The sequence below is a fragment of the Gimesia fumaroli genome (assembly GCF_007754425.1).
Classification (GTDB): Bacteria; Planctomycetota; Planctomycetia; order Planctomycetales; family Planctomycetaceae; genus Gimesia; species Gimesia fumaroli.
The window spans coordinates 214,081-234,002 of the sequence record NZ_CP037452.1 but is presented as its reverse complement, the minus strand read 5'-3'; the positions used below and the strand labels follow the sequence as shown (position 1 = coordinate 234,002).

Here is a 19,922-nt window from a genome sequence, read left to right as displayed (position 1 = left end):
GATTCGGATGCGTGGGCCAGATAAGTATCAATTTCACCAGAACCAAAAAATAAGTCGGTCTGGATTTACATTAATCGAGCTACTCGTGGTGATCGCCATCATTGCGATCCTCATCGCTTTATTGCTGCCTGCAGTACAGCAGGCGCGTGAGGCAGCACGAAGAACGGCTTGTAAAAACAAACTGAAACAAATCGGTTTGGCATTTCATAATTATCAGTCAACACATCGAGTACTGCCCCCCGGACATACTTCAGAGCGTTGTCCGAATCATACTTATGAATGCACGAAACCTTACATGGCGGGCATTGCTCCCATCTATGGTGCGCCGCGCGTGACATGGCCGGTCCATCTGTTTCCTTTTATGGAACTCTCCCCCATGTACAACAAGCTCGAATTTAACGGGCTTAAAACGTGGATTTTTAATCATGGAGGGTACAACACAAATAATAGTGACATTGTAAGAATGAAAATCCCTGCATTTCTCTGCCCTTCCGAACCCTCACCAGATCCCAAACTCTCAGGGCCAGGCACCCGCGCAGTGAATGCATTGTCAAGTTACGCTGCCTATTCCGGAAGGGTATTGGCCGATGAGGAGCAGACAAAGACTGCATTGTCCGGGAAGAATAGTTCCGTTCGTTTTCGAGACATCACGGACGGTTTAAGCCAGACGCTTCTGCTTGGTGAGAATACGACAGGATCTCCCAAAGGGAATCGCGGTTTCCTCTGGTCTTCTGGTCCACACAATGTCTCCGTTTATACAGAGCTTCCGCCGAATTCGAACAAACCGGATGTCCTTAGCCCACAACAATGCGCGCCCAATAACCCGGAAATCAATAACCCGAACATCAACGCGCCTTGTGTCATTGGAACACAACCGTATCCCTATCCAGATCGCACATCAGCAGCGCGCAGTCATCACCCGGGCGGAGTCAATGTCGTTTTAGCAGATGGAAGCTGTCGTTTTCTATCTGAGAACATGGACTTGCAAACCTACCGAAATCTGGGACAGCGAAACGACGGAAATGTAATCGACGAGTACTAAAAGTCGTGGAATCCATAAAGGAGCTAACACAACCAATGAATACGGTTCCTCACAAAAAAACTCATTCCGGCTTCACATTGATCGAACTTTTAGTCGTGATTGCCATCATTGCCATATTGATCGCCTTGCTTTTACCTGCCGTTCAGCAGGCGCGTGAGGCAGCACGCAGGGTATCATGTAAAAACAAATTGAAGCAAATCGGATTATCGATTCACAATTACCATTCAACACATAGAGTTCTGCCACCGGGGCACACAGCAGAACGTTGTCCGAATCATACTTATGAATGCACGAAGCCTTACATGGCGGGCATTGCTCCCATCTATGGTGCGCCACGCGTGCCATGGACGATTCATCTTTTTCCTCAGATGGAACTATCTAGTATTTACGACAAGCTCGAATTCAGTGGTCTTAAAACGTGGATTTTTAATCGAGGAGGCCATAATCCGGGTAATCGCGAGATTGTAAAAATTAAAATACCGGCGTATCTCTGCCCCTCGGAACCCACTCAGGATCCCAAAATGTCTGGGCCTATTACACGTTCCGTTAATGCATTGTCAAGCTACGCCGCATATTGCGGTCGAAACTTGTCAGATGAGGACAAAACTTTGATCGGCCTGTTTGGCAAAAATAGTTCTGTCCGATTTCGAAATATCACGGATGGATTAAGTCAGACTCTTATGCTCAGTGAATACACACAAGGGTCTCCAAAAGCAATCCGCGGATACTTATGGTCCAACGGTCCTGGAAACGTATCGATTTATACTCAACTCCCTCCAAACTCAAAAGAACCAGATGCTCTCAGCTCGCAAGTGTGTGATCCAAGTGATCCTGAAATAAACAATCCAGTGCTGAATAGCCCTTGCACGCCTGATACATCACCGTATCCCCATCCAGATCGTACATCAGCAGCGCGCAGTCATCACCCGGGCGGAGTCAATGTCGTTTTAGCAGATGGAAGCTGTCGTTTTCTATCTGAGAACATGGACTTGCAAACCTACCGAAATCTGGGACAGCGAAACGACGGAAATGTAATCGACGAGTACTAACGGCTTCCATCAATTGGTTTCATTTCCTTTTGAGAAGCTCCTCAAAGTCGAGCCTCCCGTAGAAACACACATCCTGCGTTGCGCATGCCCTTTTCCCTGCTGTACCAGCATGCGCACCAGTCTTTCTGCCCCAGTCCTTGTACTGAATACCAATCCGCAAATGCAGGCGTTTCTAGCATTGCTTCCGAATCGACCACAAAAGTCTGTAAGTAGCAGACTCCGATTTCGAGACATTGAATCGACCGCATAGAATTACCATAAACCGCAATGAGATTAACACTTACGGAAAACAACCCGTCAATTCGCGACACCCAGAACCATACACCTGACTCCCACTTGAGTTGAATTCTTCCAAATATTCAAAAAAGTCCCAGAAGTTCCATAAGGAATTCTCAGGTCGCTGCGTTGGTCCTGCTGAGAACGATGGATCAGTCAGCCACACGGACAAAGACAGGCATGACGAAACAGATTTCAAAATGAAGTGTTTCCTTTTAACCCTGCTGAGACGCGTCACTAAAACCAAGTGTGTCTTCAGCCAAACAGAAAGACGAGTCAGATGAAATTTTTAAAAACAGTAATGATGCTTTCAACCCTGGCTGTTGGAATCCAATACACTTCCGCAACACCTGCTGAAGCAGGCATTTTCAAAAACCGACGGCAGGGAGGCAGTCGAGGTCATGTTTCACGAAAAGCCAGACGAGGAACTTTTGCATCACGCTATGCCGAACGTGAGCAAAGGGCCATTGATCGCCTCGGAATTGAAAAATTCGAAAAGCGAAGAGCATTCTGGCACGCGTTTGCGGACGGGCTCTCCGGGGCCGCCGATGGGGCGAGCAGCTCACTCAACAATTGGAATTACTCTAACTCCAACAGCTCCTATTATCGGAGCCCCAATTTCAGTAACCAGCTGCAATGGAATAATTTCAACAGAAACTACTCCACCAACCCCGACCATGCTCCCGTCTATGGTCGCTAGATCATCTACTGGCTTTCGAGTTTATATGAAACCCAGTTTGGCAAACACGTTTATGCCAAACTGGATTTGAGCCTCATCCGAATCAATTCGTATTTCAAATGAAAGACAATCAAATGAATATCAGCATCCTCTCTCATATTCAGGAACTCTTTTCTACAAAATCAAAACGCCGACGAAATGCGAGACGAGGCTATCAAGCTCTTGAAGCGCTCGAAGTCAGGATGATGCTCACTGCGAATTTGGTGGTCAATAGTATTGACGTTCCAGCTGAAGTGACACAAGGCGATCCGTTTACAGTTAACGTAATGGTACAAAATACTGGGAATGAAGATGCTGGCGCTTTCTCAGTGAATTTGAAATTGGAAAAAAATGGTAAAGCCATCTGGACGGCAAAAGGATCAAGCGCGGGCTTAGCTCCTGTCTCTGGCTTGGAAGTGGATGAAATAAAGGAAATTGTTTTTTCCGTTTCCTCACCCATAAAAGCATCCGGGAAACATAAACTGATTGTTATTGTTGACTCCCAAAATGACATCAAAGAAGGGAAGCACGGGAAGCAAAGTAAAAAAGAACTCGACAATAAAAAATCGACGACTTTGAAAATCAATGTGAAGAAGCCGGACTTTATAACCAGCTTTCAGAGCGTTCCAAATGGAAAAATTGCTTTAGACACTCCCACTCCGATCTTAGTCACCGTCCACAACAAGGGAGACATCGCAGGAAAGCCTAAATCGGTGAAACTGATCATCAACCAAGGAGCTAAAGAAGTTTATCGAAAAACAAACGCGGTTTCAGAAGAGATCGCCGCTGGAGGTAAATCAGATTCTGATGTTAAATTTGAATACGCGTTTAAGTCAGAAGGCGAATACACAATCATCGCAATTGTCGATCCGGCCAATAAAGTGAAGGAAGCTGATGAAAATAACACCAGCACAACCACAGTCTCGATTAAAGCTGATGTTCCTCTGAAAGATGCAATCAGTAATCGAATCTATAACGCGAATAGCAACGGAGTGATTGATGACAACTCAACCGCAGGACAACATTCTATTACGATTCCGCTGGCAATAGAACCAGGTTGGAAAATTGCCGAAGTCTCGGGTCGTTTGAAATCAGGAGCCTCCGCTCCCAGTAATTTAGTGCAGATTGCACCTGGTAACACAGGGATCATCATCTCTAATTCCGGCTTCTTTTTTGGGATCGTGGATGTTTTCGTAACGTTTAAGAAACAAAATTCTGATCTAACCGTAAACGCAACGGACATCCCTACCTTCTCTGTCAAATTCCAGAGGGTTGGACCAACTCAGACCGAAGGGACTTTTGGACAATTTGTTGCCGCCGATCTGCACGCCCACATGTTCAGCCACTTTGGGAAGGATGGTGAGCAGGGAAATTGGAAGAATTACCTGGCCCCTGAGAAACTGCAGGAAATCTTTCAGGAGATCGCTTTCGATAATATCAGCCACCTCCCCACCGCAGTGGCATTCACAGAACATTGGGGGGAATATTACGGGTATCACAAAGAAGAGCTGGCACAACTCAAACTAGCGATCGAACAATTTGGTACGAACAATAATACGCTGTTCATGGCTGGAGTCGAACATACCCTCGGCGAGAGGAAGCATCAAGGGGCTCCCTTTGACAGTGATGGTTCCAAAGGGTCTGGAAGTAGTGACTTATTAATCTTAAATCATTTTGCTCAATCGCTCATTAAAAAACAAGATAATCCAAAACAACTTTTGAACAACTTGGATTTGGAGAAAGTCTATAAAAAACTCCAATCAATTCACAACATTGATGCTTTCAATACGAAATTATTCGGTACGGAATTCTCTCGTGAGCATATCAATAAATATCAGGTCATTAAAAATCGCTACTCTTTTGCCGTCTATGACACTTTGCTCAATCAAGACTTCGATGTAATGCCTTTGATCTCGGGAGATGATCACAGCGAGTTCAAAAAAGAAACGTTTCCTCAATACCTGGAAGAAAAGAGTCCGAAACAGCATCACGGCGGTACCACGATTTTCCGTTTACTCCCAGGGGAAACACTTTCCAAACAGGCATTGCAGAATGCTGCTGAAGCGCGGCGGGGCTTTATTGTGTATGGCGACTCAGGGATTGTAGTTTCTGCCTTCGCGCTGACAGAAGCAGAGTACAATTCTACTGATTCGGAAGATTCAGAATTACAATTATCAAACATCCCGGCATCAGCCCAACAAATGGGGGCCCATGTTGACTTCAGTGAGATCCAAAACCTTTCCATTTTCCTGGAAGATTTCTCTCCCGCATCCTCCACAAATTTCTCTGATAAGTGGGCCACGCTACGATACTCGGATTCCGCAGGAACGATTTATACCAAATCAGTAAAGATCAACAGTCAGGGGGGGGCCTCTTTGAATGTCAGCGATTTGCCCCTCAATGAAGGTCAACAGCTGGAATGGGCGTATTGGGTGGTCGCTGATTCAGAATTCCCCCAGGATCTTACCGCATTCGATCTCACCGAGACTGCGAATCTGATTGTCACGTCTGCTTTCAAAGCATCAAATCAGAGCCAAACTGAGAGTCAAACTGAAAACTCGAATGAAACACAACCTGCCGAGGAACAACAGGAAACAGAAACGCCTCCTGTTATCAGCGAACCTGAGACGCCGGCAGAAACCTATGCATCCACTTCGGCCGTAAAACTCGATGGCAAAAATGACTACATTGATCTCGGCAATGACGCCAGCCTGCAACTGGCACACGAACAGACAGTCAGTTTCTGGGTCAAACCCGCCAATGGTAACGCACTACAGAAAATCATCTCCAAAGGGGATGGACTCAATTCCTATTCCTGGACGATCGGCGTCAATAACGGACACATCCATTTTGGGATGAGCGAGAATGGCAAAGCGGGATCACCCGGAAAATCGTCGTCCTTTCAGTCGATCGAAACAATACCCGTGGATCAGGTCAGCCACGTGGTCTGGTCGTTCAATCGCGGTGTGAACCGGGTGTTTATTAATGGCGTGGAAGTGGAACTCAAGCTCAACACCCAGAGGAACGGGGGCGCTCAGGCAATTTACACCGGAAATAACTCCGTGCAAATCGGAAAAGAGGCACTGGGGAATCGGTATTTACGTCACTTCGAAGGAGAAGTCGACGAGGTCTCAATCTGGTCGACTGAACTGACAGAATCTGATATTCAAGAAATCTATAACCACGGAATACCCGGCAATCTGTTATCCCATAGCCGGGAAGCATCCCTCGTCAGTTGGTGGGATATGGAAAACATCACAGAGACTTCTCAAGTCTCAGACCGTAAGGGAGATAATCACGGAAAAATGATCGGCATGGTTTAATTACAGCTTTTGCTTACCGGCACCAGAGTATCAAAAACCAGTTGAAACATCTCTCAAATTGAAAGGTGTTTCAACTGGATTAATAAATCCTCTGAAGATCGGACAATTGGACTTCAGCCCTGCCTTCACTCTCCTTTTTATCGAACGAAAGATTCCAGATCGAGTACCTGACTGGAGAGAGTTCTCCGAACCTGAATGCATCCAGTGTAAGACGGGATGGTATGACTCTAGTGAATATGGTCTGTTTGTACTGTTTGATATAAACGCAGTTGTTTCCTACAACACCCAACTTGACCCAGCGGCTCGTCTAGCTGATACTAACAGGAACCAATTTATCAATCGTCAGAACGATACACCTTGAGAGGTTCCATCATGCCAGCTGCAACAGCGCTCTGCCCGTTTGAAGTGAAATCAAGAACAGCATCTCTCGTGCTGACTCTTTCAGTTCTGTCTCTGATCCTCGTTTCACAAACGACGGCCTCTGCCGCGGAAAAGACAGGGGATCCCAATATCATTTATATCCTCGCCGACGATATGGGGTACGGCGACATTCGAGCACTCAACCCGGAGTGTAAAATTGCCACGCCGAACCTGGATCAGCTGGCGCAGGGGGGGATGATTTTTACCGACGCGCATTCCAGTTCGTCGGTCTGCACACCCACCCGTTATGGCATCCTGACGGGCCGCTACAACTGGCGTTCGCGTTTGAAAAGCGGCGTGCTCTGGGGATTGTCTCGGCGTTTGATTGAACCGGATCGGTTAACCGTTCCCGAAATGCTGAAGCAGCACGGTTACTATACTGCCTGTGTGGGCAAGTGGCATCTGGGTATGGACTGGACGCTCAAGCAGGGAGGCATCGCGACCGAACAATCCTTCAACAAAAAAACAAATCCCGGCTGGAAAGTCGATTACTCCAAGCCAATCCAGAACGGGCCCAACAGCGTCGGCTTTGATTATTTCTTCGGCATCAGCGCTTCGCTTGACATGCCCCCTTACGTTTATATTGAAAACAACAAGAGCCAGGGTATTCCAACCGTCACCAAAGCCTTCTTCCGTGAAGGCCCCGCGCATAAAGACTTCGAAGCCATCGATGTCTTGCCGCGTATCACTGAAAAAACGGTAGAGCTTATTGACGAGCACGCTACCGCGGCAAAAAAAGGAAAACCGTTCTTCATTTATTTTCCGCTGAATGCACCGCACACGCCGATTCTTCCTACACCGAAATGGCAGGGAAAAAGCGGCATCAACGCCTACTGTGATTTCGTGATGCAGGTGGATGATACCGTCGGTCAGGTGATACGGGCCCTTAAAGCGCAAGGCATCCACGAGAACACGCTGGTCATTTTCACCGCCGACAATGGCTGTTCGCCGGCTGCCAACTTCAAAGAGATGACCGACAAAGACCATTATCCCAGTTATCAATTCCGCGGACACAAAGCCGACATTTATGAAGGCGGACATCGCGTCCCGTTCATCGCCAACTGGCCCGCCCACATTAAAGCGGGAACTCACTCGGACCAACTGACGTGCCTGACCGATCTCATGGCAACCGCCGCCGACATTGTCGGAGCAAAGCTGCCTGATGCAGCGGGCGTCGACAGTGTCAGCATCCTCCCCGCGATGGAAGGCAAGGCCACCAAACCGCTGCGTGAAGCCGCCGTCCATCATTCGATTCGGGGCGCGTTTTCCATTCGCAAAGATCACTGGAAGCTGGAACTCTGCCCGGGTTCGGGAGGCTGGAGTTTTCCCAAGCCAGGCAAAGATGATCTGAGTGGCCTCCCCGCGATTCAGTTGTATGATCTAAACGCCGATGTGGGAGAACAGAAGAACGTGCAGGCAGAACACCCCGAGGTCGTTAAAGAATTAACAGCGTTGCTGCAGAGTTACGCCGACAAAGGACGTTCGACGCCCGGTAAACCTCAAGAGAACAACGGCGCGGTCGACATCTTCAAAGCGGGGACATCGGCACAAAAAATGAAGAAGCCCACCAAAAAACGCGCCAAAGCGAAATCTTGATCGAGGCCACAGAGCCCCGCACCAACGGGGCTCACCCTATCCTCTTTATAAATAATGCTTTACGCGGATTAAAAGTCGATCACATCAGACTGTTTTGATAGAAAAACTTGAAATTCCTGCGATTTACCGTTATTCTGAATCCTTGATTTTTCTTATGTAGAAAGATCAACCACACAAACTCTCCCAACAAATTTCAGCCCGTCAGACAGTGGTGTCTGGCTACCGTCCCCCGATTTCGGCGGTTCCGACGGACCGGCAAACCTTTCAATTGTCTCACCAGGTACGCCTCGAGATTATTGCAGTCTTTGTGGTACGGCCTGATAGGGATTGAACGCGTATGTATGGTTCTTTCGTTCCACGAACTCTCATCGTCGGGTTCTCGATTTTAAGTATCGTTACTCTGGCAGCGCCCCTTGCCGCGGAGAAGCCGGGAACGGCGCCCCCGATTGATTTTGAAAAATCGGTGCGTCCGCTGTTTGTCAAATATTGCCAGGACTGCCATGGCCCCGATGCCCGCGAAGGGGGACTGCGTTTAACAAACCGCAAAAACATTCTGCTCCGCAACGATTCCGGCGAGCCGGCGATCATCGTTGGTAAAAGCGACCAGAGTGTGCTCATTCATCGCGTTTCGACTCAGGACGAAAAAGAACAGATGCCGCCCGCCGATTTTGGTGAGCGTCTCACCAAACAGGAAATCCAGATTCTGAAACAGTGGATCGATCAGGGCGCAACCTGGCCCACCGAATCAGAAGCCCCCAAACACTGGGCTTACGTGCCACCGGTCAAAAGCCCGGTTCCCACCATCCGGGGATCGGCCCGCATCAACAACCCGATCGATGCCTACGTCATCGAAAAACTGAACCAGCAGACGCCGCCTCTCAAACAGGCGGCACAAGCCAGTCCCGCCCGTCTCTTACGACGCGTCTCCCTCGATCTGATCGGCCTGCCACCCACACCGGAAGAGGTGATCGCATTCGAAAAAGATCCGTCGCCGGCGGCCTATGAAAAGTATGTTGATCGTCTGCTCAAGTCGCCGCGTTATGGAGAAAAGTGGGCCCGCCAATGGCTCGACCTGGCCCGCTATGCCGACTCGAACGGATTTCAGGCGGATCAACTACGTGAGATGTGGCTCTATCGCGACTGGGTAATTAACTCGATCAATCAGGATCTCCCCTTTGATCAGTTTACGATTCAGCAGATCGCCGGCGACCTGATTCCCCAAGCGAAGCTCAGCCAGAAAATTGCCACCGGCTTTCATCGTTGCACCACCTGTAATGTGGAAGCGGGCGTGGACCCGGAAGAGAACCGCGTGAATCAGATCTTTGACCGCGTCAATACCACGGGGCTGGTCTGGCTGGGAACGACGTTTGAGTGTGCCCAGTGCCACAACCATAAATATGATCCCTTCACACAGCAGGATTATTACCAGATCTTTGCGTTCTTCAACAATACGCCGCTGGAAGTTGAACAGGTGGGTAAAAGTGTAACCTTTGATGTCACCGGCCCGAAGCTGGCGTTGCCCTTAAGCAAAGCCGAAGAAAAGACGAAAGACGAACTCAACAGCCAGCGACTCGCCCTGCAGAAGAAGTTGAATGCCCGCGAGAAAGCACTAGCGAAATCGGTGCCCGAATGGGAACAGACGACACTCGCTTTACTGGAGAACAGCGAAGAGAGCAGTAAAGTTCCCGTCGCCATCCAAAAGATTTTACGAACGGAAGCCGAAAAGCGAACGAGCAAACAAAAGAAATCGCTGACGCAGTTTCAGCAGAAGCAGGACTCGGCCTATGCCGATCTGCAAAACGAACTCAACCAGATCCGCAAAGAGTTACAAGCGATTGAGCCCGATTCCACACTGGTGATGGTCGAGATGGAAAAGCCGCGAATGAATAACATTTTCAAGCGTGGCGATTTTCTGAGTAAAGGCGCCGAAGTTGCACCAAACACGCCCGACGCCCTGCATCCTTTGCAGACCAAAGGCACGCCAGGCCGTCTCGAATTTGCGAAATGGCTGGTGGCGAAAGAAAATCCGCTGGTGGCCCGCGTGACCGTTAATCGCTGGTGGTCTCAATTCTTTGGACAGGGAATCGTCGCGACCCAGGAAGACTTCGGCAGTCAGGGAGATCCACCCACGCATCCTGAACTGCTGGACTGGCTGGCGGTCGAATTCATGGAACGCAACTGGTCGATGAAGCAGATTCACAAGTTGATCGTGATGTCGGCCACCTATCAGCAGTCGGCCAAAGTCACGCCCGAGTTGCTCGAAGCCGATCCTTATAACAAACTGTATACGCGCGGCCCCCGACTCCGTTTGTCAGCCGAAACCATTCGCGATAATGCGCTGGCGATCAGCGGGCTGCTTTCAACCAAAATGGGAGGCCCGCCCATTTATCCACCGCAGCCCAAAGGATTCTGGCGGCACGTTGGTCGCAATGCACCCAAGTATCTCACGTCGACTTCCGAAGATCGCTATCGTCGAGGCGTGTATGTCATCTGGCGACGCAGTGCCCCGTATCCCAGTTTTACGAATTTCGACGCCCCGGACCGGGGTGCCTGTGTGATCAATCGTTCGCGCACGAATACGCCGCTCCAGGCGCTCACGCTGTTGAATGACCCCGCGTATGTGGAAATCGGTATCGGCCTGGCGAAACGCCTGGCGACAAAAGGTCTGGGAACCGAGCTGAGTGACCGCGAACGAATGGCCTATGCGTTCCGTCTGTGCGTGGCCCGTGAAGCAAAACAAATGGAACTCGACCACCTGACCAAAGTCTTTCAACAGGAATTAAAATACTTCCAGGAGCACCCACAAGCGGCACAGAAACTGATTTCTGCCGATCATCGCCCGGAAGGCGTCGGTGCCTCGCGAATGGCGGCCTGGCTGTATGTCGCGAATATTCTGCTGAATCTCGATGAAACAATTACGAAGGGATAATCATGAACCAGCGTTTGCAACAACTTCTGAATTATACCCGTCGTGAATTTTTTCAACGGGCTGGCATGGGCGTCGGCGGCGCTGCGTTGACTTCTCTACTGGCGAACGACCTATTGGCAAAAACTCCCAGCGGAGCCAACCCAATGGCAGCCCGCGAATCGCATTTTGCTCCCAAAGCGAAAAATGTGATCTTCCTGCATATGGTCGGGGCGCCGTCTCATCTCGACTTGTACGATGCGAAACCTAAACTGCAGGAGCTGGATGGTGAACTGGTTCCCGACAAACTCTGGGAAGGACTGCGGCTGGCATTCATTCGCGAGCAACCCAAACTGATGGGCAGCCCGTTTGCCTTCAAACGACAGGGAGAGGCCGGCATTCCGATTTCCGAATTGATGCCGCACCTGGGATCGGTTTCGGACGAACTCTGTATGATCCATTCGCTGAAAACCGAGCACTTCAATCATGCGCCCGCCCAACTGTTTTTCCAGACCGGGTTCTCCCGCTTTGGCCGCCCTTCTCTGGGCTCCTGGGTGAATTATGGTCTCGGTTCAGAAAACAGCAATCTCCCCGGCTTTGTGGTTTTGATTACCGGCAACGTCGCAGGCGCCGGCAACAGTCTGTGGGGCAGCGGCTTTCTGCCCAGCATCTACCAGGGTGTCGAATTTCGTTCGTCGGGAGATCCGGTTCTGTTTCTATCCAATCCGAAAGGCATGACGGGCGAAGATCGCAAGCGCATCATCGACAGCGTGAATCACTTAAACAAAGTCCAGTTGGCCGATATTGGTGATCCCGAAATTGCGACGCGGATCAATCAGTATGAAATGGCGTACCGCATGCAGTCAGCGGTTCCCGAGCTGATGGATATTTCGGGCGAGCCAAAGCACATTCACGAACAATACGGCACCCAGCCGGGCAAAGCCAGCTTCGCGAATAACTGTCTGCTCGCCAGACGACTGGTCGAACGCGGCGTGCGATTCGTGCAACTGTTTGATCAGGGCTGGGACCATCATGGCAATCTGGCCAAGGGTCTAAAAAACAAATGCAAGCAAGTGGATCAACCGATCGCCGCGTTAATCCAAGATTTGAAACAGCGCGGACTCCTGGATGACACGCTGGTGGTCTGGGGCGCTGAGTTCGGTCGCACGCCGATGGTTCAGGGAGATCGCAAGACGCCCGGCCGCGATCACCACAAAGATGCCTACACGGTCTGGATGGCAGGCGGCGGTGTGAAACGCGGATTCGCATTCGGCAAAACCGATGAAATCGGATTCAACGTCGCCGAAAATCCGATGCACGTGAATGATTTTCATGCCACGCTGCTGCATCTGCTGGGCATGGATCACGAGCAACTGACGTTCAAGTTCCAGGGACTCGACATGCGGATCACAGGGGTCGCCGGCAATGTCGTGCCCGAGATCATCGCCTGATCGACTCGTTCAGTCTTCCGTTCTCAGCATCGGCTGGATTTCGGTGACGAAATCGTTGGCATCGGTGAAGTTGCGATAGACGGACGCAAATCGCACAAAGGCCACCCCATCGACGTTTTTTAAAACGGACGAAACATGCTCACCGATAAAACGGGAGGGAACTTCGCGATCAAAGTTCTCGTAGATTTCGGCCTCGATCTGTGAAACGATGGATTCAATATCATCGGGGCTGACGGGTCTCTTGTAGCAGGCGGTCTCAATTCCTTTGAGCATCTTGTTGCGATCAAAGGGGACGCGGGCGCCATCTTTTTTGATGACTTTCAGCGGCGACTCTTCGATCTTTTCGTAAGTCGTATAGCGTTTTCCGCAGGCCAGGCACTCTCGTCGTCGGCGCACACTGAAAGGTTGACTCAAACGTGAATCAATTACTTTCGTCTCACCGTCACGACAAAAAGGGCACATCATGAAGACGCGACTCCTGGTACTTAAGCTACAGAACTATCCCTTCACACTCCGGGAAAGTCTGCCTATCAATGTCTAAAAATAGCATGATCGTATCCGATTCACCAGTCAATTGTTCAGAAATCCCGAATTTTTGCGGGTTTACGATGACTGCCTGAGCCGCCGTCTAACTCGGTTTTTCCGCGTTATTCAATGGGTCGATCCAGAATTTCTTCATGCGCCCGCGACTCATCCACGTCGGCTTTCAAGTCGTTTAATGTTTCGTGGAGTTCTGTTTTCACGCCAAATGAAACGTAAATCAGCACCACCAGAAAGGCCAGACCACTGGTCAGCAGCAGGATCGTCCAGATCGTCATCCATACATACATGTTCAACTCTCATTCACATCAGGAGGAGTACCCGAATTCTGGGAATTCAGCTCAGTGGTTTTATCAGGAAATGCCAGTGAACCGGCAATATACAGCAGGGTCGAAAACAGAAACGTCAGCAGCGTGAGATGGGTCCCGTTCACATCCAGCGAGAACCGATGATTGATTCTTTCCACACAAGGCCCCATCGCCGAAAGTCCCAGCAAGCCTCCTAGAATCGCAGCCAATGCACCGGCCTGACTGCCCCGTTTCCAGTATAAGCCACCCACAACGGTGGGAATCGCCCCCGAAAGATAGACGGCACCCGTCACCGCCAGATATCCCCAGAGGTCGCTGCTGACTTCATACCACAGGCCCCAGATCAATAGCATGGCTCCAATGATGAAGATCGCAATACGCGTGACGAGAATCCGCGAACGCTGACTCATCGGACCGGCCAGCGGCGCGACGATGTCCTGTGTAATCACACCGCTCCAGCAGAGCAGGTAGCTGTCGTGCGTCGACATGAAGGCGGCGATCATGCCCGCGGTAACCAGTCCCAGTAACCCGGTCGGCACCACTTTCGCGAGGAAGAGCGGCATCGCCGACAACGAAGTAATCGAACTATTGGTTTCGACCGCCTGTTCAAATTCAGCAAATAGTTGGGGCTGGGAAGCGAAAAACGCGAACGTGCCAATGCCCCAGAATACCGGCAAGGCGCGGCGTGCCAGGAACGAAATCGAGCTTAATGTATAGAGTTTCTGTGCGACCGCGGCACTCTGACAGGAAAGCGTTCGCGCTGCGCTGGTCGGCCAGAGCATGGCCGCCGACCCGATAATGATCGTCATCTGAATGATTTGCAACCAACCAATGCCCGGCCCTTTCCCCGACGGATTCTCAGGGTGGAACGGGTTGAAGTAGCCGTTCTGTTCTGTCGTAATCGCCGCCAGTCCATCCCAGCCGACACTCCAGAAGACAACGCCGGTCACAATCACCATGCCAGTTCCCAGAATCAAAAACTGGATCAGGTCGGTAATCACTACCGAGACCATGCCGCCCAGTACCGTGTAAAACAGCACGAGCAACAACAGCCCCGTCATAATCAGTTTGAGGGACATTTCATCCTGCAGACCCGATATCGCCGTCAGAAACTGGGAGCCCGCTTTCAGAAAGAGCCCCATATTCAACACGCCGGAAACCACCATCACGATCGCCCCGACGACACGCACCTTCTGCGAATAGCGTTTTTCGTAATATTCGGGAATCGTCATGATCGAGGAATCGCGGAGCCGATATACAACAAAGCCGGTCAGACCGATGATTAATACCGATCCCGCTTCCAGAAAAGCGAGGTACAGGGACGCATATTGCTGCATAAAACCGAGTTCGGCCATGTACATCACGGTGACCAGCCCGAGTTCGGTGCCTGTCATCGTGGCCAGAGCCAGCCGTAAACGCAGTTTTCGCCCGGCCACCAGATAATCAGAAAGATTTCCGACGTAACGATTGGCCCACAAACCAATTACGATCGAAGATAACAGGTAGCAACCGACGATCGACCAGTCCACCCAGGTGAAATTTGTATCGTAAAGAGAAATGGTCTGGTCCCCTCGGTCCTGGTTTCGAAGCTGAATTTCCGATTTTCACGGAAAACAGCAGAAAGGTTTCATTTAGCAGCGGTTGCAATCAATGACGATTCCTTTTACCATATGTCGCTTCGCAAATCGTCACGGCTCCATGACCGTTTGACCAGCAGGCTGATTCAGCCCATCTTGCGAACGATACACCACTATGCCAATTTTGACAGTCAATTTCTAGAGTAACTGACTGCCTTCGAAATAACATCTATTATGAGGGGATGACACCGTGTCACTCGACAAAAGCTTGAAGAGTAAAAGTACGCTGGTCCGTGCACGCAACGTTTTGAAGCGCGCCGAGCGTATTGAAAAATTGAAATTCGAAGACCGCTGGGTCGAAGGACAGGGCGCCCTTGGTTTGCCTAAAGTCCGCGTCGAAAAAATTTCGATCGGCAAGAAGAAGAAAAAGAAGAAAGACGAAGACGAAGATTAATCGTCTGGTCTCGTAAGGGGAAGGAGAGTTCTCTGGTTCTGATAACTCTCCTTCACTTCAACCCTTTCTTACGCGCAGCACCATTCAACCGGGGAGCAAGGAATGCACGCCCTGTATCTGCTACGGGCTGCCGGAGGCACATTCACACGACGTCGCTATCGTCGTGCCGCCCATGCTTTTCTCGCTCAAACCCAAGACTGCTGCCAGGTCCAGCGACAGACGCTGCGCCGAATTCTGCGTTTGAACGCCGACAGTGATTTCAGCCGAGAGTGGAAGCTGGACGACTCCTGCACGATCGAAGACTTCCAGTCCCGCTTTCCCGTTTCTGATTACGAACGTTTCCGGCCGTATATTGACCGTGTCAAAAACGGTGAGACGTCCGCTTTACTGGGACCAGACAATCGACTGCTGATGTTTACGCTGAGCAGCGGCACAACATCGGATTCCAAGTTCATTCCGATTACCGAACCGTTTCTCAAAGACTATCGTCAGGGCTGGCAGAACTGGGGCATCCTGGCGTACGACGATTTCCCAACACTCAAATATCAGAACATCGTTCAACTCTCGAGTAATTTCGATAAGTTTCGCACGCCGGGAGGAACACCTTGCGGCAACATCAGCGGGCTCGTCGCCGCCATGCAGAACCCGGTTGTGAAATTGCTTTACACCGTCCCCAGCGAAGTCTCACAAATAGATCAGGCACACCTCAAATATTACACGGCCCTTCGCCTCTCACTGGCCGACCGACACGTGGGCATGATCACAACCGCGAATCCGAGCACGCTACTGCATCTGGCACAATTCACTGACCAGCACCGGGAATCACTGGTCCGCGATATCGCCGACGGCACACTGACGGGAGCCGACGAGCTGGATCAAACAATTTACCAGAAACTAAAACCGCGCTTACAACGCAAGCAGAAGCAGCGAGCCCGGGAACTGGAGTCAATCATCGAACGTACGGGGCACCTTTATCCGCGCGATTTCTGGCCCGGACTGTCTTTACTCGCGGTCTGGATGGGCGGCAGTGCCGGCGCGTATCTGTCCCAACTCACTCCTTATTATGGTGAGTTGCCGATCCGCGATCATGGCCTGTCTGCCAGCGAAGGCCGCATGACAATTCCGCTGGAGTCAGGCACCTCGACCGGCGTACTCGATATCACGTCGCACTTTTTTGAATTCGTGCCGGAAGACGAAGACCCGCTGACGACGACCAACGTACTCACCGCCGATCAGCTGCAGAGCGGCCAGAACTATTTTATTCTCCTCACGACCCCTTCGGGCCTGTATCGATATCATATCTGTGATGTCGTGCGTTGTACGGGCTTTTATCAATCGACGCCGCTCTTGGAATTCCTGCACAAGGGCGCGCACATTTCCAATCTGACAGGCGAGAAAATCACGGAATCCCAAGTCGTCGATTCCGTTCGGCAGGCGGTTCAAACAACATCTCTGGAAATTGGTCAGTATTCACTGATCCCCAAATGGGACGAACCGCCACACTATCAACTGTTGATTGAAGAACCCTCTGCTCTGTCTGCCACAGAACTGCCCGCGTTGTTGAACCAAATCGATGCCTTGCTGCAACGAACCAACTGTGAGTATGAAGAGAAACGCCAGTCCGGTCGCCTCGCACCGCTGCAACTCTGCCCGCTTGCCAAAGGAACCTGGCAACGCTTCGCGCAAGAACGACAGAAAAAACTGGGCGGCAGTATCGAGCAATACAAACATCCCTGCCTGATCCCTGAACTCGATTACGCGGCGCAAATTCTCGACCGCTTTTCAGACTGAAACCGTCGCGACCTTCCGTTCCGATATGCATCAGGAACGTGCGCCCGCTTCATTCCGCTTCCTGAAAGAATCGTGCTTCATCACATCAGCACCAGTGCATATAAGCGGTTTCAAAATGTTGCCTTTTGGCAACATCCTTCGTTTCTGGTTCTCTGAATTCGTCCGTTTTAAAAGTAGAAAAGTTGATTAGAACAACGGAACGTTCTAAGGGCTGATAACTAAATGACGCTTACATATTTAGTCAAATCGCTCAACAAAATTGAATATCGATACAACCCTCACTCTGATTCTGATATTTGTCTGAATTTCCAACAATATTTCTGAGAATTTCACGTTAGGTTCGTAATGAATGGAAACAATACTAAGTAGATACGTTTACCTCCAAAGAGGAACAGCAAGTGGAAACTTCCCGACTCATTCTCAGAAAGTGGCGTGAATCCGATCTGGATCCATTTGCAAAACTGAACGCTGACCCGGAAGTGATGCGATATATGCCGGCCACACTCTCCTACGAACAGAGTGCGCAGATGGTGGAACGTATCAAAACGCATTTTGACGAATATGGCTTCGGCCTCTGGGCGGTGGAACTCAAACAGGATGCCCAGTTCGCCGGTTTCATCGGACTGTCGGTTCCCCAGTTCACAGCGTATTTTACTCCCTGCATCGAAATCGGCTGGCGGTTGGCGGTCCCGTTCTGGAATCAGGGTTATGCCAGTGAAGGCGCACAGGCTGCTCTGGAATTTGGTTTCACAGAATGCTGTCTGAACGAAGTGGTTTCTTTCACGGTTCCCGCGAACAAGGCTTCACGCCGCGTGATGGAAAAAATCGGCATGACTTATATCGACAACTTTGACCACCCTACCCTGGCAGACGGTGATCCGCTCAAACGCCACGTGCTGTATCGAATTTGCAAAACCGACTGGGACAGCAAACAGCACAACTGACGCTTACTTTGACAAGCGATCCAGGATATTCTTTGTCACCTGTTGCACAATCGGATCTTTGCCGCGCAAGCCATGTGCCCAGTCCGTGCTGCCAACCGTGAAGACGGTACCTCCGTTGGTATACATTCCCAGAATCGCAGCGCCCACGCGATCTTTATCAAACCGTTCATACCACAGACTGTCACCCGGTGCCCATTTCGCAGGGCAGGAAGCGAGAATTTGAAACGTGCGTGGCGTACCATCCTTAAACGTGGGTACGGGCAGACCATCCTTCATCTCAAACTGGCAACCATCACACTCATATCCAACGATCGTATCTTTGCCGCCGAATTCGTCCCCCTGTTTGATACCCGTTTTTTCAAACACCCAATGCTCCGGCCGATGCACCTTATAAGCGCCCGAACCATCCATGAACTGGCCATGACTTTTATGATAACCACCATATAGAAAGCCGACGCCCGTTAACTGATTCTCAGGGCGATTGACCAGGTGATGGCTCCAGAGCGTCGATAACAGACGATGATCGCCGTCCGGAAACAACGGGTCCTGGTTATACCATTGCTTCCAGCAAGTCAGCGCACGTCCTTCATCTTCACTGCGCACCTGCCAGCAGACCGAGTTCCCACTGAAGAACGCAACGTTGCCCCCCTGCTTGATATAGTTCTCCAGATGATTACGCATCGGTGCCGACCAGTATTCATCGTGGCCGACACTCAACACCAGCTTATAATGCTGCAGCAGTTCCGGATGAAATTCCAGATCGCTATTCGCGGCGTAGTCGAGCTGGTAATCATTGCTTTCCGCCCAGACGATGAAAGGATATTCCCAGTTTCCAAATTGCCCGGCCAATGGTCGATCAAAGGAAACACGATGCCCCTGCAATTTGGCGCGGCCGTGATAACTGTAAAGGCTGGAGCCCCCCCAGTTGTTGTATGCGTTATACGTATTCGTACTGAGCTGAATCAGAATTTTAGTCTGCGTGCCCGGCAGTTTGGGACGCACGATGAAAAACAGATTTGTTTCCGCCGTGCGGGAATTCCGCTGAACGAACTTGCCGCCCCGATCACGGACCGCCAGGCGGACGTTGTAATAACCACTCTGCCAGGAATCGGGGATCGTCAACTCAAACGCGGCCGGCCAGCCACAACCGTGGGACGAGGCATTCTCCGGAACCGGATACGCGGCACCATTCTTGCGAGATTCCTTGAACACCGTCTTTTTTTCAGGCCCCAGCCGCGTGATCTCCACAGAATATTCCGGCTCGGAACTGGAGAGATGAAAAGCAATATGCTCCCCCGGCTGATAGCTCAACTGATTCGTATAACCTTCGATAAAAATCGAACCGGCATCATCATCCACGGCGAAGGCTGGAGATGCCGACAGCATCACAGAGCAAATAGCCAACAACACCCGGTAGCAGAATTGATTCATGGTCGTCTTCCTCAGTCAGTATGGCCCGTCTTGAATATTTTCTTCTCTTTCTTGATCGTAGCACTGGAGCAGACCCGTTACTATTCAGAATCCGGAC

At 50.6% G+C, this 19,922-nt stretch carries 14 protein-coding genes; 10 read left to right on the top strand and 4 right to left on the bottom strand.

Annotation, left to right across the window (positions count from 1 at the left end; all coding sequences use genetic code 11):
* Positions 1 to 7 precede the first annotated feature (7 nt).
* From Enr17x_RS00915 to Enr17x_RS00885, 7 genes are all read left to right on the top strand, one after another.
* Entirely contained in the window at positions 8 to 1,042 is a 1,035-nt protein-coding gene (locus Enr17x_RS00915; RefSeq protein ID WP_145305380.1) for a DUF1559 domain-containing protein, read from the top strand.
* A gap of 35 nt (positions 1,043 to 1,077) precedes the next feature.
* Complete coding sequence (locus Enr17x_RS00910) at positions 1,078 to 2,091, top strand: DUF1559 domain-containing protein (protein WP_145305379.1); 1,014 nt, start codon at positions 1,078 to 1,080, stop codon at positions 2,089 to 2,091.
* 556 nt (positions 2,092 to 2,647) lie between these two features.
* Entirely contained in the window at positions 2,648 to 3,067 is a 420-nt protein-coding gene (locus Enr17x_RS00905; protein WP_145305378.1) for a hypothetical protein, read from the top strand.
* A gap of 113 nt (positions 3,068 to 3,180) precedes the next feature.
* On the top strand, positions 3,181 to 6,408 hold the full coding sequence (locus Enr17x_RS00900) for a CARDB domain-containing protein (protein ID WP_198000894.1): 3,228 nt from the start codon (positions 3,181 to 3,183) through the stop codon (positions 6,406 to 6,408).
* 372 nt (positions 6,409 to 6,780) lie between these two features.
* The gene (locus Enr17x_RS00895; RefSeq protein ID WP_145305376.1) at positions 6,781 to 8,424 is read left to right on the top strand and encodes a sulfatase family protein; all 1,644 of its coding nucleotides are present in this window, start codon (positions 6,781 to 6,783) and stop codon (positions 8,422 to 8,424) included.
* A 337-nt stretch (positions 8,425 to 8,761) separates the two neighbouring features.
* Complete coding sequence (locus Enr17x_RS00890; RefSeq protein ID WP_145305375.1) at positions 8,762 to 11,353, top strand: PSD1 and planctomycete cytochrome C domain-containing protein; 2,592 nt, start codon at positions 8,762 to 8,764, stop codon at positions 11,351 to 11,353.
* A gap of 2 nt (positions 11,354 to 11,355) precedes the next feature.
* A complete protein-coding gene (locus tag Enr17x_RS00885) occupies positions 11,356 to 12,780 on the top strand; it encodes a DUF1501 domain-containing protein (protein ID WP_145305374.1) in 1,425 nt (474 codons plus the stop codon).
* A gap of 9 nt (positions 12,781 to 12,789) precedes the next feature.
* On the opposite strand, the gene nrdR is transcribed toward Enr17x_RS00885, so the two are convergent.
* From nrdR to Enr17x_RS00870, 3 genes are all read right to left on the bottom strand, one after another.
* The gene (gene nrdR, locus Enr17x_RS00880; RefSeq protein ID WP_145305373.1) at positions 12,790 to 13,245 is read right to left on the bottom strand and encodes a transcriptional regulator NrdR; all 456 of its coding nucleotides are present in this window, start codon (positions 13,243 to 13,245) and stop codon (positions 12,790 to 12,792) included.
* A 182-nt stretch (positions 13,246 to 13,427) separates the two neighbouring features.
* Positions 13,428 to 13,610, bottom strand: a complete 183-nt coding sequence (locus Enr17x_RS00875; RefSeq protein WP_145305372.1) for a hypothetical protein — start codon at positions 13,608 to 13,610, stop codon at positions 13,428 to 13,430.
* Between the two features lie 2 nt (positions 13,611 to 13,612).
* The gene (locus Enr17x_RS00870; RefSeq protein WP_198000893.1) at positions 13,613 to 15,157 is read right to left on the bottom strand and encodes a sodium:solute symporter family protein; all 1,545 of its coding nucleotides are present in this window, start codon (positions 15,155 to 15,157) and stop codon (positions 13,613 to 13,615) included.
* 298 nt (positions 15,158 to 15,455) lie between these two features.
* On the opposite strand from Enr17x_RS00870, the gene Enr17x_RS00865 reads away from it, so the two are divergent.
* The 3 genes from Enr17x_RS00865 (at position 15,456) to Enr17x_RS00855 (ending at position 18,394) form a co-directional block, all read left to right on the top strand.
* Positions 15,456 to 15,659 carry a small basic protein gene (locus Enr17x_RS00865; protein WP_145223733.1) on the top strand — a complete coding sequence of 68 codons (204 nt, stop codon included), beginning with the start codon at positions 15,456 to 15,458 and terminating at the stop codon, positions 15,657 to 15,659.
* A 102-nt stretch (positions 15,660 to 15,761) separates the two neighbouring features.
* Positions 15,762 to 17,450 (top strand): GH3 auxin-responsive promoter family protein, encoded by a 1,689-nt coding sequence (locus Enr17x_RS00860; protein WP_145305370.1) that lies wholly within the window; start codon positions 15,762 to 15,764, stop codon positions 17,448 to 17,450.
* A 398-nt stretch (positions 17,451 to 17,848) separates the two neighbouring features.
* Entirely contained in the window at positions 17,849 to 18,394 is a 546-nt protein-coding gene (locus Enr17x_RS00855; RefSeq protein WP_145305369.1) for a GNAT family N-acetyltransferase, read from the top strand.
* A 3-nt stretch (positions 18,395 to 18,397) separates the two neighbouring features.
* Here Enr17x_RS00855 and Enr17x_RS00850 read toward each other — a convergent pair whose 3' ends face one another.
* On the bottom strand, positions 18,398 to 19,825 hold the full coding sequence (locus tag Enr17x_RS00850) for a N,N-dimethylformamidase beta subunit family domain-containing protein (protein WP_198000892.1): 1,428 nt from the start codon (positions 19,823 to 19,825) through the stop codon (positions 18,398 to 18,400).
* Positions 19,826 to 19,922: the final 97 nt, after the last annotated feature.

Bases quoted from the DNA above. Each gene is read 5' to 3' on its own strand.
- Enr17x_RS00915 (WP_145305380.1), top strand. From the start codon at position 8: ATGCGTGGGCCAGATAAGTATCAATTTCACCAGAACCAAAAAATAAGT.
- Enr17x_RS00910 (WP_145305379.1), top strand. From the start codon at position 1,078: ATGAATACGGTTCCTCACAAAAAAACTCATTCCGGCTTCACATTGATC.
- Enr17x_RS00905 (WP_145305378.1), top strand. From the start codon at position 2,648: ATGAAATTTTTAAAAACAGTAATGATGCTTTCAACCCTGGCTGTTGGA.
- Enr17x_RS00900 (WP_198000894.1), top strand. From the start codon at position 3,181: ATGAATATCAGCATCCTCTCTCATATTCAGGAACTCTTTTCTACAAAA.
- Enr17x_RS00895 (WP_145305376.1), top strand. From the start codon at position 6,781: ATGCCAGCTGCAACAGCGCTCTGCCCGTTTGAAGTGAAATCAAGAACA.
- Enr17x_RS00890 (WP_145305375.1), top strand. From the start codon at position 8,762: ATGTATGGTTCTTTCGTTCCACGAACTCTCATCGTCGGGTTCTCGATT.
- Enr17x_RS00885 (WP_145305374.1), top strand. From the start codon at position 11,356: ATGAACCAGCGTTTGCAACAACTTCTGAATTATACCCGTCGTGAATTT.
- nrdR (WP_145305373.1), bottom strand. From the start codon at position 13,245: ATGATGTGCCCTTTTTGTCGTGACGGTGAGACGAAAGTAATTGATTCA.
- Enr17x_RS00875 (WP_145305372.1), bottom strand. From the start codon at position 13,610: ATGTATGTATGGATGACGATCTGGACGATCCTGCTGCTGACCAGTGGT.
- Enr17x_RS00860 (WP_145305370.1), top strand. From the start codon at position 15,762: ATGCACGCCCTGTATCTGCTACGGGCTGCCGGAGGCACATTCACACGA.
- Enr17x_RS00850 (WP_198000892.1), bottom strand. From the start codon at position 19,825: ATGAATCAATTCTGCTACCGGGTGTTGTTGGCTATTTGCTCTGTGATG.